A 15,473-nucleotide genomic window follows, 5' to 3' on the forward strand; every position below is an offset into this window, starting at 1 on the left:
ATGGGTTATTTTTAGCCTGTTATGGGCTGTCAGTCCCAATAACAGGCCATCAATCTCTGTGGGTTTATTTTCAGTGCCAGTCTTTTACGACACCCTCTAAAGGAGGAGCTTTACGGCGCATCGGATAAATCAATAAAGAGCACACCCAGCTAAAGTTTGATCCGGATGCGCTCGCTGACAAACCTACTGATTATTTCAGTAGCGCTTTAGCCTTAGCGACTACATTTTCTACAGTGAAGCCGAACGCTTTAAATAATTGCTCGGCTGGCGCTGATTCACCAAATTGATTCATGCCAACAATAGCACCATTTATACCGACATATTTAAACCAGTAATCAGCAATACCGGCTTCGATTGCAACACGTGCAGAAACCGTAGCAGGCAGAACAGCTTCGCGATACGCCGCATCCTGTTTATCAAAAGCATCAGTAGACGGCATAGAAACTACACGTACCTTACGGCCTTCCTGAGTCAATTGATTGTAAGCCCCTACAGCTAATTCAACTTCTGAGCCTGTTGCGATCAGAATCAGCTCTGGCTGACCTTCACAATCTTTCAGAATGTAAGCACCTTTCTCAATATTAGTCAGTTGCTCAACGGTACGTTCTTGCTGAGCCAAATTCTGGCGAGAGAAAATAAGTGCTGATGGACCGGTTTTACGTTCGATAGCGTATTTCCACGCAACCGCAGACTCAACCTGATCACACGGGCGCCATGTACTCAGATTTGGCGTTACACGCAAACTTGCAATCTGTTCCACCGGCTGATGGGTTGGACCATCTTCACCTAAGCCGATTGAGTCATGGGTATAAACAAAGATGCTGCGAATTTTCATCAGTGCCGCCATACGCACTGCATTACGAGCATATTCAACGAACATCAGGAAAGTGGCACCGTAAGGCACAAAACCACCATGCAGAGCAATACCGTTCATAATGGCTGACATGCCAAATTCACGCACTCCATAATGGATGTAGTTACCAGCCTGATCTTCGTTCAATGGCTTAGAACCTGACCACATAGTCAGGTTACTTGGTGCCAAATCAGCAGAACCGCCCATAAACTCAGGCAACACTTTACCGAATGCTTCCAACGCATTCTGAGATGCTTTACGGCTGGCAATATTGGCCGGGTTCTGTTGCAACTGTTCGATAAATGCTTTTGATTCAGCTTCCCAATTTGTGGGTAATTCACCACAGGTACGGCGTTTAAATTCAGCCGCTAATTCAGGATACGCTTTTTCATAAGCAGCGAATTTTTCATTCCAGATTGCTTGTTTTGCTTTACCCGCTTCTTTTGCATCCCACTCTGAATAGATTTCCGCTGGAATTTCAAATGCTGGATGATTCCAGCCTAACGCTTCACGAGTTGCGGCTATTTCTGCATCACCCAATGGAGCACCATGAGAATCGTGAGTACCTGCTTTAGTTGGTGCGCCAAAACCGATCACCGTTTTACACATCAACAATGAAGGTTTATCAGAAACTTTACGGGCTTCTTCAATCGCTGCTTTAACCGAGTCTGCATTATGCCCATCAACACCGCGAACCACATGCCAGCCATAAGCCTCAAAACGGCTTGCTGTATCATCGGTAAACCAGCCTTCAACATGACCATCAATGGAAATACCATTGTCATCATAGAAAGCAACCAGTTTGCCCAGTTTTAATGTTCCCGCCAAAGAACACACTTCATGAGAAATGCCTTCCATCATGCAGCCGTCACCCATAAATACATAAGTGTTATGGTCAACGATATCATGACCGGGACGGTTAAATTGCTCAGCCAAGGTACGTTCAGCAATCGCGAAACCTACCGCGTTGGCAATCCCCTGCCCTAAAGGACCCGTCGTAGTTTCTACGCCTGGAGTATAACCATACTCAGGATGGCCTGGGGTTTTGGAATGTAACTGACGGAAATTTTTCAGATCTTCGACTGAAACCTCATAACCGGTGAGATGCAACAGACTATAAATCAACATAGAACCATGACCGTTAGACAATACAAAACGATCACGATCGGCCCAATGTGGGTCAGTTGGGTTATGATTCAAATAATCACGCCATAAAACTTCAGCGATATCAGCCATTCCCATAGGCGCACCAGGGTGCCCTGATTTTGCTTTCTGCACAGCATCCATACTCAGGAAGCGAATCGCATTGGCAAGGGTTTTACGAGTGGTCATTTTTTACTCCAAGTGGGATAAAAGCGTTTAGGGGATAATTTTCTCAGCACAGCGTACAAACCGCAATCTTTAAAGCCCAAAAGGGAAACTATCTTAATTTCACCTGGACGGCAATTCTTTGATTTAGGTTGCTGCTTTACATGAATTTCAGCGTTACCAGAGCAATAAACAAGCTAACTACGTAATATTGAAGAAATGAGTTCATTAAACATAACCATTAGCCACAAATCAAGACATAAGGCGGCAAGACATAAAATACCCAATTGAATGAAAATACGTCTTTGATTTATGGTAATTTCCAGCTCTTACATTCGTTGTTTATATTGGTCATATATTGCATATCAATATCCTGTCAGTGTTCTGATTTATAGATATTACTGTCACACTCAACAAAAAAATTAAATAATGCAAAATAAAATAATAATTATGGTTATATTTTCTTACATGATGAAATTTTTACGAAAAATAATAAGTAATTCTATTAACAAACATCGATAAAATAAAAAATTATTATTTTTTAGTGAATTAATTATTGCAATCCATTATATGATCAGGTTATTTTAAATAGAATAATAAAAATAGCCACTCAGATAACTATTTAATTAATCATTAGGACAATTCTTATGTCGAATAGAAAAAACAGACCAAATAATATCACTCCGCAATTAATTTATATGTGGGAAAAAAGTGATGAACCATGGGGAGCCAAAGATTGCCAGTCAAAATTTATATATGCAAATCCTGCTTTTTACCAACTGCTCAACCTGCCTGAAGATTTCGATATTGTAGGACGTTCTGTCGGTGAATTACCCTCAACCATTGCAGAATATGACGAAGAATTCAACCTTCAAGATCAAAAAGTCATTCAAACAATGCAAACAGTCACTTCATTTAAGACCCATCTGTTTGGCAAGAATAAAGTTAAACAAACCTACCTCTGCGATAAATATCCACTTTGTGATGAAGATGGTAACTGCATCGGTATCACTTTTCACCTGTATAAAACGCAAGATTTTTCTGTTTCTTACTATTATGAAAGAACATCGCCAAGAGCTCTGGAATTCACGCCTCCTAACGACACACTAACTCAAATTGAGTGGGAAGTTCTTTTTCTGGCCCTGCGCTCATTGGATGAAGAAAGTATCAGCGAAGAATTAATGATTAGTACAGAGGATGCAATTAACCATATTCAGTCAATTTACCGAAAATTCAATCTACCTCTACATATAGAACTGGAAGATTTCTGCAAAGAAAATAACTTTGATCTTTACATTCCTGAGAGATTTGCCGCTATAAGAAGCAAATCATTATAAGTTATTACTCATTACAGGCTTCATAAATATCCAGAACTAAGGTCAAGGCTCAGGTATTTTTTTAATAAAATAGGGATTATACTGTGCATTACAAAAAATTAACTGTATCTCCTCAAATTATTAATATGATGGAAACCAGTCATGAACCGTGGGGAATTAAAGATGCAAGCTCCCGCTTTGTTTACGAAAACAAAGCGATGGCAATGCTGAGAGATCTTCCCGTTGGTTTTAATGTCGAAGGGCGTCTTGATAATGATTTGCCATGGGCAGGTGCAGAATTTGCCGAGCAATTCCAAATACATGATAGAGCAGTAATGCAATCAGAACAAAGAATATGTTCATTAGAAACACATTTATATGGTAAAGAAAAACTTCTTTCCTCATATTTCTTTGAAAAATTCCCCTTTTATGATGAAAGTGGTCAATGTGTTGGCACCATTTTTCATGCCTGGAAAGCCGAAGCCTTTTCTCTAACACGCTTTTTTTATGGTAAACTTCCAGCTTCTATCATGTTTCAGCCTCCCTCTGAATTATTTACTCAACGGGAATGGGACGTCATTTTCCTATTTTTGCAGAAATACACCAGCAAACAAATCGGACGAATATTAAATATTTCTTATCGCACTGTAGAAACGCATATGTTACGAATATATAAGAAAATTGGTATTAATTCCGGTCAACAATTAGAAGAATTTTGTCGTCTTAATGATTTCGATTTGTATGTTCCTGAAAGATTTTTAAAACCAGGAAGTAAAATGTTTATATAAAATTAAGAACAAAAAATATGAAAACTAAACACAATATATCGGCACAGATAATAAACACAATGGAAAATAGTTATGATCCTTGGGGAATTAAGGATAAAAGCACTTGTTTTATTTACGAAAATAAAGCAATGACTATGTTACAAAATATTCCTGTTGATTTTAATGTCGAAGGGCGTTTTGATAGTGAATTACCCTGGGCGGGAGCTACCTTTGAAGAACAATTTCAACGACATGATAGAACAGTAATGTATTTGGGAAAAAGTGTATATTCATTAGAAACACATATATTTGGCAAAGAAAGACTTCTTTCCTCATATTTATTCGAGAAATTCCCTTTTTATAATGAAAATAATGAATGTATTGGCATAATTTTCCACGGGCAGAAAGCAAAACCCTTCTCTTTAAAACAGTTTTTTAATGGAAAACTACCACCTTCCATTATGTTCTGCTCGCCCTCAGAGCAGCTTTCATCGCAAGAATGGGAAATTATTTTTCTTTTCCTAAAAAAACACAGTAAGAAAAAAATCAGTCAAATACTTAACATTCCTTATCTATCTATAGAAAATCATATGGAAAGAGTATACAAAAAACTAGAAATTAATTCTTATTCTCAATTAGAGGAATATTGCCGATTAAATAATTTTAATTTTTATATACCGGAAAGATTTTTATTTCATTACATATAAATACTATCTTTATAATAAATTTTTTATAAGTTATATCACATTATCAAGGGAAAATATCAATCTTTCCAGGAAGAGAAAGAATTTTATTTTAGTTATTTTAATGTAATTTTTATTAAAATAACTAAATTTTCTAAAACTTTATTATTACAGCACATATTGATGAAAAATTATCTATACCCGTCATCTTTCAAGTTGCCTCTTTGTTGGCTGCACTCGCTCACCCCGGTCACATAGTTATCTATGCTCCCGGGGATTCACTCCCTTGCCGTCGCGATGCATCTTGAAATCCATAGGGTATATACCCGCTTAACTTGAAGATGCAGGATTCAGAATCTGAAAATTGTCATTAATACGGCGTGACAGACTCCCGGCAAGTTCCGGTAATATTTCCGTAAAAAAGTGATGTATTGCCTGCCTGAACAAGGCCGCCGAGGCGAAGTAACGATTATTTCTGACTTGTTCATTCATCACTTTCCACAGCCTTTCTATCGGGTTCAGATTTGGGCTGTAGGGCGGTAAGTAATGAAGTTCAATATTCATCACATAAGCCCAGTCTTTCACCAACTCACTCCGGTGATAACCGGCTCCGTCAAGGATAATATGAACCTTCTGACTGACCGGATAGGTTTCACGCAGGGCAATGAAGAATTCTGCGATGTGATAACTGTCGATACGATCATATTCGTGTACGACTGTTTTGCTGATATCGGCCAGATTCAGGGCTCCCATCAGGTTCAGACGGGTACGGCTTCCCGTGGTTTTCACTACGGTTTTCTGGCCTTTACGCATCCAGCCATAAGCCAGTTTCGTCCCCTGAGTGGGATGGACGCCATCAATGAACAGGATGGGCTCATTGTCTCCGGCTTCCTGCTTGAGTTTCCCGTAGGTTTCTATAAAGGCCCGCTGCTGTTCCGCGTTGAACTTGTGTGGCACGCCGGTCGGTTTTTTATAACTAAATCCATTGTGGTGCAGCCATTTATTCATGCCGGGAACGGTGTAACTGATATTCCACGCTTCTTTGACAAGGTGGATAACCGCCTGTGTGGTGGGCAGAAGATTCGCGGTCAGATAAGCGATAAGTTCCTTCGTCTGTGTTTCGCTGAGGTGGCTCTGAGAGCCGCCATTGTCGGGCTTGAGTTTGCGGTGATTAAGGTAATCGCTGATATGACGATTAACGGTCATTTCATGCAGGCGCAGGGCCTGAGCGATCATGACAGAGCTCCAGCCCTCAGAGGCCAGCAGGACCGCTTTGATACGATCACACTCCCGCTTATCACGGCAGGTGTGATGAAGGTGTTCAAGTTCGGCTTTTTGTTCGTCGGTAATGAATATTTTCATGACGGATACCCTGAACCTCATTTGGGCGAAAATCAAGCAGTTTCAATGAGCACGGGTATATACCCGTCATCTTTCAAGTCGCTGCTTTGTTGGCTGCACTCACTCACCCCGGTCACATAGTTATCTATGCTCCCGGGGATTCTTTCCCTTGCCGTCGCGCTGCAACTCGAAATCTATTGGGTATAAACCCATTGATCAATTTTCTAATCTTTTTAAAGAACATAATCGTAGGTCTTAAAACACATATAGAAGTCGTTTTTACAATATACCATTATAAAAAGAGTGGGTAATAATTCTTTATTCAGCCATAATATTAGAACTAGATTTATCACTAGTGAAACTAAAGTTTCATATCCTATTGTAGGAAAATAGGATTAAAGTACCTTTGAGAAACTATAAATCAACTCAGCTATTAAATTAATAATACTTCACAAGAATAATAAATTTGATCTTTACATTCTACAATAACACCTTCAATATATGGGGAATATTCTTTTCAAACCATCCATTAAATTATTAAGTATTCTTTTCTATAGCCTCTTTAATTCACCCTCATTGATAATCTGTGCTTAATTACTATTAAACAATAAAAATATTGATAATTTATTTGTTATCAATATTTCCTCATAATTAAAATCAGGAGATTATTATGGGTATCCAAGATTGGCATCCGGCAGATATTATTGCAGCCCTACGCAAACAAGGAACAAATCTTTCAGCGGTTTCCCGCAAAGCAGGCTTGGCATCATCTACACTGAGTAATGCATTACATCGCCCATGGCCAAAGGGAGAAGCCTTGATCGCTATCGAATTGGGTCTACATCCATCCGATATTTGGCCATCGCGCTATAAACCCGGCAAAGAAAATAAGTTCCTGATAAAAGGCATAGAATGCTGGTAGCGTACTAATGTCTTATTTCAATGCAATTTCACCATTGTCTATAAAGAGATTATTATGTAGATATGACGTCAATGAAAAAGCCCCGGGAAATTACCCAGGGCTTAGGAATCTTGGCGGTGCGGACGGGACTCGAACCCGCGACCCCCGGCGTGACAGGCCGGTATTCTAACCGACTGAACTACCGCACCGCGCAGCGTTCTGGTTGAGAACGTGTTGAATACTACGAATCCAAATTCATTCCGTCAATGTTTTTTATAACAAAGCGGCGTGTTTGATCAACTTTTCACCCTAAAAGGTAATTTATTTGCTATTTTCTTTTAACTCTGTCCAGAATTTGTACGCCACAAGCAACTTCCACCTTTCTTCTCAACTAAATCCAACCTGGATTCATGAGCCGCAAGTTCTTCACCTGTTGCATAAATAACTTTTAACGCAGTTTGCGGACGAGTAATACGCTGCACTTCAGAAACATTAGCACTACCAGATACTTCACCTTCCATCGAAAATGCAAGAGCAGTCTGCCCGCCTGTCATTATTAGATAGACATCTGCCAATATCTCAGCATCAAGTAATGCCCCGTGCAGGGTTCTTTGAGAGTTGTCTATATCATAACGATCACACAACGCATCAAGGTTGTTTCTTTTCCCCGGAAATAACGCTCTCGCGAGTTGTAAGCTATCAGTAACCTTGCAGAAATCAGTAGTTGGCGGGATATCACGGTTCAGTTTCCCAAACTCATAATCCATAAAGCCGATATCAAAGGGAGCGTTATGGATGATCAATTCGGCACCGCGAATAAATTCAATAAACTCATCTGCAATATCAGCAAACAGCGGCTTATCTTGCAAAAATTCATCACTTATTCCATGAACTTCAAATGCTTCAGGATCGACCAATCTATCAGGCTTAACATAGATATGAAAATGGCGCCCAGTCAGACGACGGTTAACAACCTCTACAGCCCCAATTTCAATAATTTTGTGTCCTTCATAGTGAACACCTAATTTATTCATACCAGTGGTTTCGGTATCGAGGACAACTTGTCGTGTAATTGCAGTGCTCATAATGCCTTTTTGTGTCAGACTTAAGGTTTTGGATGAATAAGAAGAGTCTACCAGAGATGAGCAAGCAGGTAGAAATTTTCACCGATGGATCTTGTCTCGGAAATCCGGGGCCAGGTGGATACGGTGTTTTACTACGTTATCAACAACACGAAAGAACCCTCAGCCAAGGCTTTCATCACACAACTAACAACAGAATGGAGCTGATGGCTGCCATTATTGGTCTGGAAACACTGACCCGCCCCTGCAAGATTGTGTTAACCACTGATAGCCAATATGTACGTCAAGGCATCACAAAATGGATTCATAACTGGAAAAGACGCGGCTGGCGTAAAGCAGATAAATCCCCTGTCAGCAACGTAGATTTGTGGCAGCGCCTTGACCAAGCAATTACTCGCCATGATATTGACTGGCAATGGGTCAAAGGTCACGCCGGGCATCATGAAAATGAACGTTGTGATGAATTGGCTCGCACCGCGGCAAACTCACCAACAGAAACCGACACTGGATATATCGAAAACACAGATTAATTGCGTTTTCGATAACATTTTGTTGCGCCAACTGCACTATTCAATTTGGGCTTTAGCAGTGTGACTTTTATCTGATTTAGGGTTAGTGGCAATGTCCGTTTACGGGCAATAATCAGACTCACACAACCAAATACAGGGAAGTATCGATTAAAAAAGCCGGTTTCATTTCGCCAGGGTAATACCTGAAAATTTCCGCGATACAACACTTCGTAATTAAGCAGACTTAACCAGTCAAGTTGGCGCATCAGGGAAAACATATGGCTACAATAAGGCTGATAGCGCCATAATCCGGGCACTAATTTCCCTAAACCAAGCAGACTCAATGAATTGAAGCCACTAATGATCAACCAACCATCATCAATCATCACGCGATCAACTTCTCGTAACAGGCGATGCGGATCATCACTGTAAGCCAGCATATGACTAAGCAGACAAGCATCAACACATTTTTCTTCAAATGGCAAATGGTAAGGATCGGTAATCACCTGCATATTCTTCCCTTCCTTACCGACATTAATCTGATTAAAAATTGGACACTCTTTACTATCAATTTCGGCACTCAAGTTACCGATTTTCAACAGATGGAAACCAAATATTTTCTGCCACCAAGGTTGCAATTGACGTTCCAAAGCGGCACGGTAATATTCCCCCCAAGGTAAATCAGCCCAAGAAGCCGGGGGACTCATGTTCTGTATTGTATGTGCAGATTTCATTGGCTTCTTTCCTTAATAAACTGCTGTTAATAAGAGGCATACAATGAAGCTTATCAGCATTCCTGCCCTTTCAGATAATTACATTTGGTTACTCTGTGATGACAATAGACATTCTGTAATCGTCGATCCGGCGGAATCACAGCCGGTTCTTGATACCTTAAAATCACACGGCTGGATACCCGATGCGATTCTACTTACCCATCACCATCATGATCATGTTGGTGGTGTTCCAGGCATTCTTGATCAGTTCCCTGAACTACCAGTATACGGCCCGGAGGAGACACAGAGCAAAGGTGCTACCATGATAGTACGTGGCGGTAATAGCATCAATTTTGGTAATTTTTCTTTCCAAGTTATAGATGTTCCAGGCCATACTCTGGGACATATTGCTTTTTATCAAGCACCTTACCTCTTTTGTGGGGATACATTATTTTCCGGTGGCTGCGGGCGACTCTTTGAAGGAACGGCTGAGCAAATGTATACATCTATAGGAAAAATAGCCGAGCTACCTGATGACACACTCATCTGTTGCGCTCATGAATATACCGTTTCTAATATGAAGTTTGCGCACGCGATTTTGCCCAATCAAGCTATCAGCGAATATCAACAAAAAGTAACCCAAATGAGGGAAAATAATCAACCAACAGTACCAACTACGTTACAAATAGAGAAAAAAATCAATATTTTCCTAAAATGTGATGATATTGATTTACAAAGAAATATTGGAATTAAACCTAACTCTCAACCACTTTCCGTCGTTTTCCGTCAACTCAGAATAAATAAAGACCGATTCTGATTTAGATAGTTGCCATATCAAGCTAAGATAAGTATCATTGCTCGTCTTTTAAGCAACTATAAAAATTAATCATGAAGACAAAAGCGATCCTATTCGCATCTGTCTTGCTGGTTGGCTGTCAATCCGGGCCAGATTGGTCAACGACAGCCGGACAACGGGCACAGAATTCGTCTTCAACGAGTCTGAAAACAGGCAAGACCGCAGCAACTGATGATACCGGTCAGTTTGCTGCCCGCTGGAAGGATGGTGATCCTGGCAGTCAACAAGAGCTGTGGGAATACATCCGTGATGAGTTGAAGATGAAGTTCCCTGATAACTACAGGGTTCGTGAACAACGAAATTACTACTTAAAACACAAGAGCTATCTCCACGATGTAACTTTACGGGCTGAACCGTATATGTACTGGATAGTCGGGCAGATCAAGCAACGCGATATGCCGATGGAACTGGTGCTAGTGCCCATAGTGGAGAGTGCTTTTAACCCGCATGCTACCTCACGCGCTAAAGCAGCAGGTCTGTGGCAGATCATCCCAGATACTGGCCGCAACTACGGTCTTACTCAAGACAAATGGTACGATGCACGCCGAGATGTTGCCGCCTCAACAACTGCCGCATTGGACCTATTGCAACGCCTTAATAAAATGTTTAATGGCGATTGGCTATTGACTATTGCTGCTTACAACAGCGGTGAGGGCCGTGTTATACGTGCAATGAAAGGGAATGAAGCAAAAGGCAAGCCGACAAATTTCTGGTCATTATCACTGCCAAGAGAAACTGCGATCTATGTGCCTAAGGTTCTGGCGCTTAGTGATGTTATTCGCAACAGCGATAAATATGGCGTTACGCTGCCAAAATCCAATAATCAACGAGCTCTTGCGCAAGTTGATGTTGGACAACAAATCACACTGTCTCAAGCCGCAGAAATGGCAGGCATGTCTCTGACTTCTATTAAGGCATACAACCCTGGATATAAACGAGGAGTGACATCGCCTAATGGCCCGCATTACATCATGCTGCCAAAGGCAAAAGTTGATCAATTTAAAAACTTACTGGCAAATGGAACCGTTTTAAACAATATTCGTCAGGAAGTTGCTAAAAACAACCTCCGCCTGAATAAACAAAGCCAATATAAAGTTCGTTCAGGTGATACCTTATCCGTAATTGCAAAACGGTTTAATATTTCCATCCGTGAATTACAGCGTATGAATAACCTAAGGACTGCTAATTTATTGAAAATTGGGCAGACATTGAGGGTAAATAACGACAACGCCATTATCTACCGCGTTCGTCAAGGCGATTCAGTGGCCAGCATTGCTAAACGTCACGGTATCAATATCAAGGACTTAATAAGCTGGAACGATGGTATAAAAATTACAGATGTAAAACCTGGAATTGAATTAACGCTTTATGTCAATGAATTTTCTGATGAAGCGTAAGATCTTTTCCAAGTGATATTTTATTGTTGAAGCAAATAATAGATGGCCCTCTTTGGGGGCCATTATCTTTACATCCGGCGAGATAAAACTAAAATTGCAATAGGCATATACCTAATAGATTTCGAGTTGCAGCGCGGCGGCAAGTGAACGAATCTCCAGGAGTATAGATAACTATGTGACTGGGGTGAGTGAAAGCAGCCACAAAGCAGCAACTTGAAGGATGAAGGGTATAGATCACAGTGCAGTATCTGTTACACATTGGATAAAAGGTTTTATCTCTTCACTTCTTTTCTTATCTAAAGGTTTTTTTGTTTCATCGGAAACACTAAACTTTCCTTTAAATTTTCCATCTGCATTCGCTGTTTTCTTATCTGACTTTCCAACAATACTAATTGTGTACACATGCCCTTTAGGCAATAAATCCGTACATTTACTTAAAGCACCTTTTTCTTCCGCATTAATTTCATTATTAACATCATTTACTGATATTTCTGCAAAAGAAAACGGAATGTAAGCCAAACCAAGCAATAAAGCACATGATAGAAATTTCATCTCTTTTCCTTATTTAATAAATTGATATAACAATTAACAGCACTAACTAACATTGACATTTCTTTAATAAAGACAGATTCTGTTCGGTAATTACTATTAATAACGCGAGATCTTTAGATTTCACTAAGCTAAAGGTTAGTCATTCGATCCAATTTTGAAGAATCTGTCATACCTACCCCCATCCTCAAACATGATTACACTATAGCCTAAAATTTCCCCAAAATAATACTTTCTTATCGTAAAACGATAATAATTTTATACCCTATTAGGATAATTAAGTAAAAGATACCTTTTACCTTTAAGAACCTATCTCAGTTGGGATTACCTCATGATATAAAAAACAAAATATACTTCAGCTGTTATGTCGATTCATTATCTGGAATAAACGCCTATTAGGATAAATACTAAATAAATCCGCTATCAAAACATTAATTCATTAAATAATTCACATTGTCAGTATTGCTGTTGTTTATGGCAATTAGATGCAGACGAAATTATTAATATAAATAAAAAACGATGAGTAAAATATATAGTCACATCAGGTAAAATCAATTTAATCAACATATAACAATTAGATAAAATTTTTATTAAAAATAATCTTTAGATTAATTCTCGACACTCTATCCAACATAGATAATTACAGTAGAATTAATAACGAATGTAAAAATAACCATATTCACGGGCCAATAAAAAGAGTAATAAAACATAATTATTAAGATCTATACCCAATAGATTTCAAGTTGCAGCGCGGCGGCAAGTGAACGCATACCCAGGAGCATAGATAACTATGTGACTGGGGTAAGTGAAAGCAGCCAACAAAGCAGCAACTTGAAGGATGAAGGGTATAGGTTTAATGAAGAAACGGATTAATACACTATAATAGAAAAAGATAAATATATTTATACCCAATAGATTTCAAGATGCATCGCGACGGCAAAGGAGCGAATCCCCGGGAGCATAGATAACTATGTGACCGGGGTGAGTGAGTGCAGCCAACAAAGAGGCAACTTGAAAGATAACAGGTATAAACAAAATTTTTCAAACTCAAAGGTAAACAAAGTGGAGATAAATTATGTCGAATACAACTTATCAAGTTCCATTTCCAAACTTCTTTTATTTCGAACTAATAAGAATGGAAGATCTGAATGGCTAACGAATTTCACCCAAGAATCGAAAATATTTACGAATAAAACAAAAATTCTATCACTACACCTAAGGAATACGACGATGGAAAACTCCTCAACAATGCGAGCACCAGTGAAACTACCACCAATGCCATCTGAAAGCACCGCCTTAAAAACCTGTAAATCGGTTAACATGGCACGATCCCGTCTGGAAGGGGAGGAACTCATTTTTACTGACAATGACGGCTTCGAACGAGCCATCCGGGATGGTTTTTTCCTCTTGGAAGCGCCATCCTACATGAATTTTAAATACGGCGATCGATTGGCATACCATTTCTTTGAACCCGCTACAGAAGGGGATCTTCGGCCTTATACGGGATTCAAATCGTATACTTTCTCCAACAGTTACGAAGGTTATTCCGATAAAAAACATGATCAATGGGAAAGTTTCCGCATCGAACGGGAACACTGGAATCTCATTCCAGCCGAGGTTGCAACACTTGGTCGTCAGATGGTACATGCTGGTATATGTATATTACGCTCAGTATTAAATTATGTTGGCATTCCTCGCAGTGACTGGGAATTAGTCACAGGCGGCTGTTCAGAAGGGCTGGGAACCCAGAATATAAAGTTTAATCATTACCGATCAGAGAAAGCCACTCGTGGCTCCAAGCTTCATCGAGATGTAGGATGGGTAACAGTCCTAAGAACAACTGAACGGGGTCTTCTGGCCTATATAGATGATAAGCTTTTAGCTATCGATCCCGTTCCTGGTTACCTAATTATTAACTTTGGTAGTTCAATCGAAGTGTTGACAGAAAATCTAATCAAGAATGTTCGGGCCAGTATACATGGCGTTGTTCGTACAGAACGAAACGGGCAGCGCGATAGAGTGTCATATACAGCGTCTTTAGCCAACAATCTGACTGATAATATCTACAAATATGGTCCAAAAGGCCCAATCAGCGTTCAATCCGTCAAAGAATATGTTGCCCAGGAAGTTAGTCGGTCATACGATGATGATGATAATACTTTGTAGATTACTTCTTTAATGAAAGCACCAAATATATTAAAACTATTTTCTAGCAACCTGTTTACGACAAATTTTTCTTTATCTAAAACCGAGAGAATAGGAATAATGTAAACAGGTTTTCTACGTGCTTTTGATTTGGTAAAAATATCAGCGAATACGTATATCACTAATAAATATAACAAAGCTTTATCCTTTGAAATAAGCTTTAAATAATTTTTTAATAAAATTATATTGCCACCTCATTCCTTTAAGTTACTCATCATCAACAAATTATAAAATAGCCATCTATACAGACCAGATTAATTTCAAAAGGAGATCAATTCGTAATAGAATGAAAAAAAATGAATTATTTCTGCAACACAGAATAATTATGAAAAAACAACGCCAGATTGAATAACATCCAGTCAGTTAGCATTCTAATCATAACAATTCTATAAACTTTCTACTGTAAGAGATAATTATATTAATCTGTTACAATGTTTAAACTCAAAATCTGAGTTTTAATTTATATACCTATGATTAAACAAGAGATTAAATTAAAACAGAACGTTTATTATCTTACTCGATATCAATAATTGCAGAAAAACCAATTCCAATTCTGGAAAAATTTCATCTATAAATTATCATATTTATCAAAACATAACGGGATGATTTATATGATTTTTATTAAAAATAAATTTTTAACAAAAAAATATATTGTTTTTTTATCGCAGCCATTTGCTTTTTAATTCTTTCTATGCCATATATTAATTACATAGATAAGAAACATTAATTATGTAAATGCATATGTGGCGAAATTGTTACTTATAGCTATGATAAATAATTATATGCTATCTCTTTTCTAAAAAACGACCAATATCGAGTGAAGATAAGTTTACTTTTGCATCCACAATTGGACCAAGGGGGGATTAATATTTCTATCAATATGACAAAAATAGCATTCTGACACCAATAAAACCATTCCTCAATTTTCAAAATAAGAAGATTGAAGAAATCATTTATGAATTTAATTTAAATTAATAGCCTTTTTGCGACATT

At 38.8% G+C, this 15,473-nt stretch carries 13 protein-coding genes and 1 tRNA gene; 8 read left to right on the forward strand and 6 right to left on the reverse strand.

Annotated features, from left to right (window positions below):
* Nucleotides 1-190: 190 nt before the first annotated feature.
* Nucleotides 191-2,185 carry a transketolase gene (tkt, locus tag BDD30_RS12740; RefSeq protein WP_012777055.1) on the reverse strand — a complete coding sequence of 665 codons (1,995 nt, stop codon included), beginning with the start codon at nucleotides 2,183-2,185 and terminating at the stop codon, nucleotides 191-193.
* A 623-nt stretch (nucleotides 2,186-2,808) separates the two neighbouring features.
* On the opposite strand from tkt, the gene BDD30_RS12745 reads away from it, so the two are divergent.
* The 3 genes from BDD30_RS12745 (at nucleotide 2,809) to BDD30_RS12755 (ending at nucleotide 4,951) form a co-directional block, all read left to right on the forward strand.
* Nucleotides 2,809-3,498 (forward strand): PAS domain-containing protein, encoded by a 690-nt coding sequence (locus BDD30_RS12745; RefSeq protein WP_012777054.1) that lies wholly within the window; start codon nucleotides 2,809-2,811, stop codon nucleotides 3,496-3,498.
* 125 nt (nucleotides 3,499-3,623) lie between these two features.
* Nucleotides 3,624-4,265 carry a helix-turn-helix transcriptional regulator gene (locus BDD30_RS12750; protein WP_049795247.1) on the forward strand — a complete coding sequence of 214 codons (642 nt, stop codon included), beginning with the start codon at nucleotides 3,624-3,626 and terminating at the stop codon, nucleotides 4,263-4,265.
* A 17-nt stretch (nucleotides 4,266-4,282) separates the two neighbouring features.
* Nucleotides 4,283-4,951: a helix-turn-helix transcriptional regulator gene (locus BDD30_RS12755; RefSeq protein ID WP_012777052.1), complete on the forward strand. Its 669-nt coding sequence runs from the start codon at nucleotides 4,283-4,285 to the stop codon at nucleotides 4,949-4,951.
* Between the two features lie 306 nt (nucleotides 4,952-5,257).
* Here BDD30_RS12755 and BDD30_RS12765 read toward each other — a convergent pair whose 3' ends face one another.
* Entirely contained in the window at nucleotides 5,258-6,289 is a 1,032-nt protein-coding gene (locus BDD30_RS12765) for an IS630 family transposase (protein ID WP_041381472.1), read from the reverse strand.
* Between the two features lie 649 nt (nucleotides 6,290-6,938).
* Here BDD30_RS12765 and BDD30_RS12775 point away from each other — a divergent pair.
* A complete protein-coding gene (locus BDD30_RS12775; protein ID WP_012777049.1) occupies nucleotides 6,939-7,190 on the forward strand; it encodes a helix-turn-helix domain-containing protein in 252 nt (83 codons plus the stop codon).
* A 111-nt stretch (nucleotides 7,191-7,301) separates the two neighbouring features.
* On the opposite strand, the gene BDD30_RS12780 is transcribed toward BDD30_RS12775, so the two are convergent.
* Both BDD30_RS12780 and dnaQ read right to left on the reverse strand, forming a co-directional pair.
* A tRNA-Asp gene (locus tag BDD30_RS12780) sits at nucleotides 7,302-7,378 on the reverse strand.
* A gap of 129 nt (nucleotides 7,379-7,507) precedes the next feature.
* The gene (gene dnaQ / locus BDD30_RS12785) at nucleotides 7,508-8,254 is read right to left on the reverse strand and encodes a DNA polymerase III subunit epsilon (protein WP_012777048.1); all 747 of its coding nucleotides are present in this window, start codon (nucleotides 8,252-8,254) and stop codon (nucleotides 7,508-7,510) included.
* A gap of 56 nt (nucleotides 8,255-8,310) precedes the next feature.
* Here dnaQ and rnhA point away from each other — a divergent pair, with 56 nt between their 5' ends.
* Nucleotides 8,311-8,781: a ribonuclease HI gene (gene rnhA, locus BDD30_RS12790; RefSeq protein ID WP_041381603.1), complete on the forward strand. Its 471-nt coding sequence runs from the start codon at nucleotides 8,311-8,313 to the stop codon at nucleotides 8,779-8,781.
* Here the strand turns inward: rnhA and BDD30_RS12795 are convergent.
* Entirely contained in the window at nucleotides 8,778-9,494 is a 717-nt protein-coding gene (locus BDD30_RS12795; RefSeq protein ID WP_012777046.1) for a methyltransferase domain-containing protein, read from the reverse strand. The two genes, rnhA and BDD30_RS12795, sit on opposite strands and share 4 nt — an antisense overlap.
* Nucleotides 9,495-9,537: 43 nt before the next feature.
* On the opposite strand from BDD30_RS12795, the gene gloB reads away from it, so the two are divergent.
* Nucleotides 9,538-10,290: a hydroxyacylglutathione hydrolase gene (gene gloB / locus BDD30_RS12800; RefSeq protein ID WP_012777045.1), complete on the forward strand. Its 753-nt coding sequence runs from the start codon at nucleotides 9,538-9,540 to the stop codon at nucleotides 10,288-10,290.
* 71 nt (nucleotides 10,291-10,361) lie between these two features.
* Nucleotides 10,362-11,726 (forward strand): murein transglycosylase D, encoded by a 1,365-nt coding sequence (gene mltD / locus BDD30_RS12805; protein WP_012777044.1) that lies wholly within the window; start codon nucleotides 10,362-10,364, stop codon nucleotides 11,724-11,726.
* A gap of 234 nt (nucleotides 11,727-11,960) precedes the next feature.
* On the opposite strand, the gene BDD30_RS12810 is transcribed toward mltD, so the two are convergent.
* Complete coding sequence (locus BDD30_RS12810) at nucleotides 11,961-12,278, reverse strand: hypothetical protein (RefSeq protein WP_012777043.1); 318 nt, start codon at nucleotides 12,276-12,278, stop codon at nucleotides 11,961-11,963.
* Nucleotides 12,279-13,247: 969 nt separating this feature from the next.
* On the opposite strand from BDD30_RS12810, the gene BDD30_RS12815 reads away from it, so the two are divergent.
* Complete coding sequence (locus BDD30_RS12815) at nucleotides 13,248-14,441, forward strand: 2OG-Fe(II) oxygenase family protein (protein WP_012777041.1); 1,194 nt, start codon at nucleotides 13,248-13,250, stop codon at nucleotides 14,439-14,441.
* Nucleotides 14,442-15,473: the final 1,032 nt, after the last annotated feature.

This window comes from Photorhabdus asymbiotica, from assembly GCF_003634575.1.
Lineage (GTDB): Bacteria > Pseudomonadota > Gammaproteobacteria > Enterobacterales > Enterobacteriaceae > Photorhabdus > Photorhabdus asymbiotica.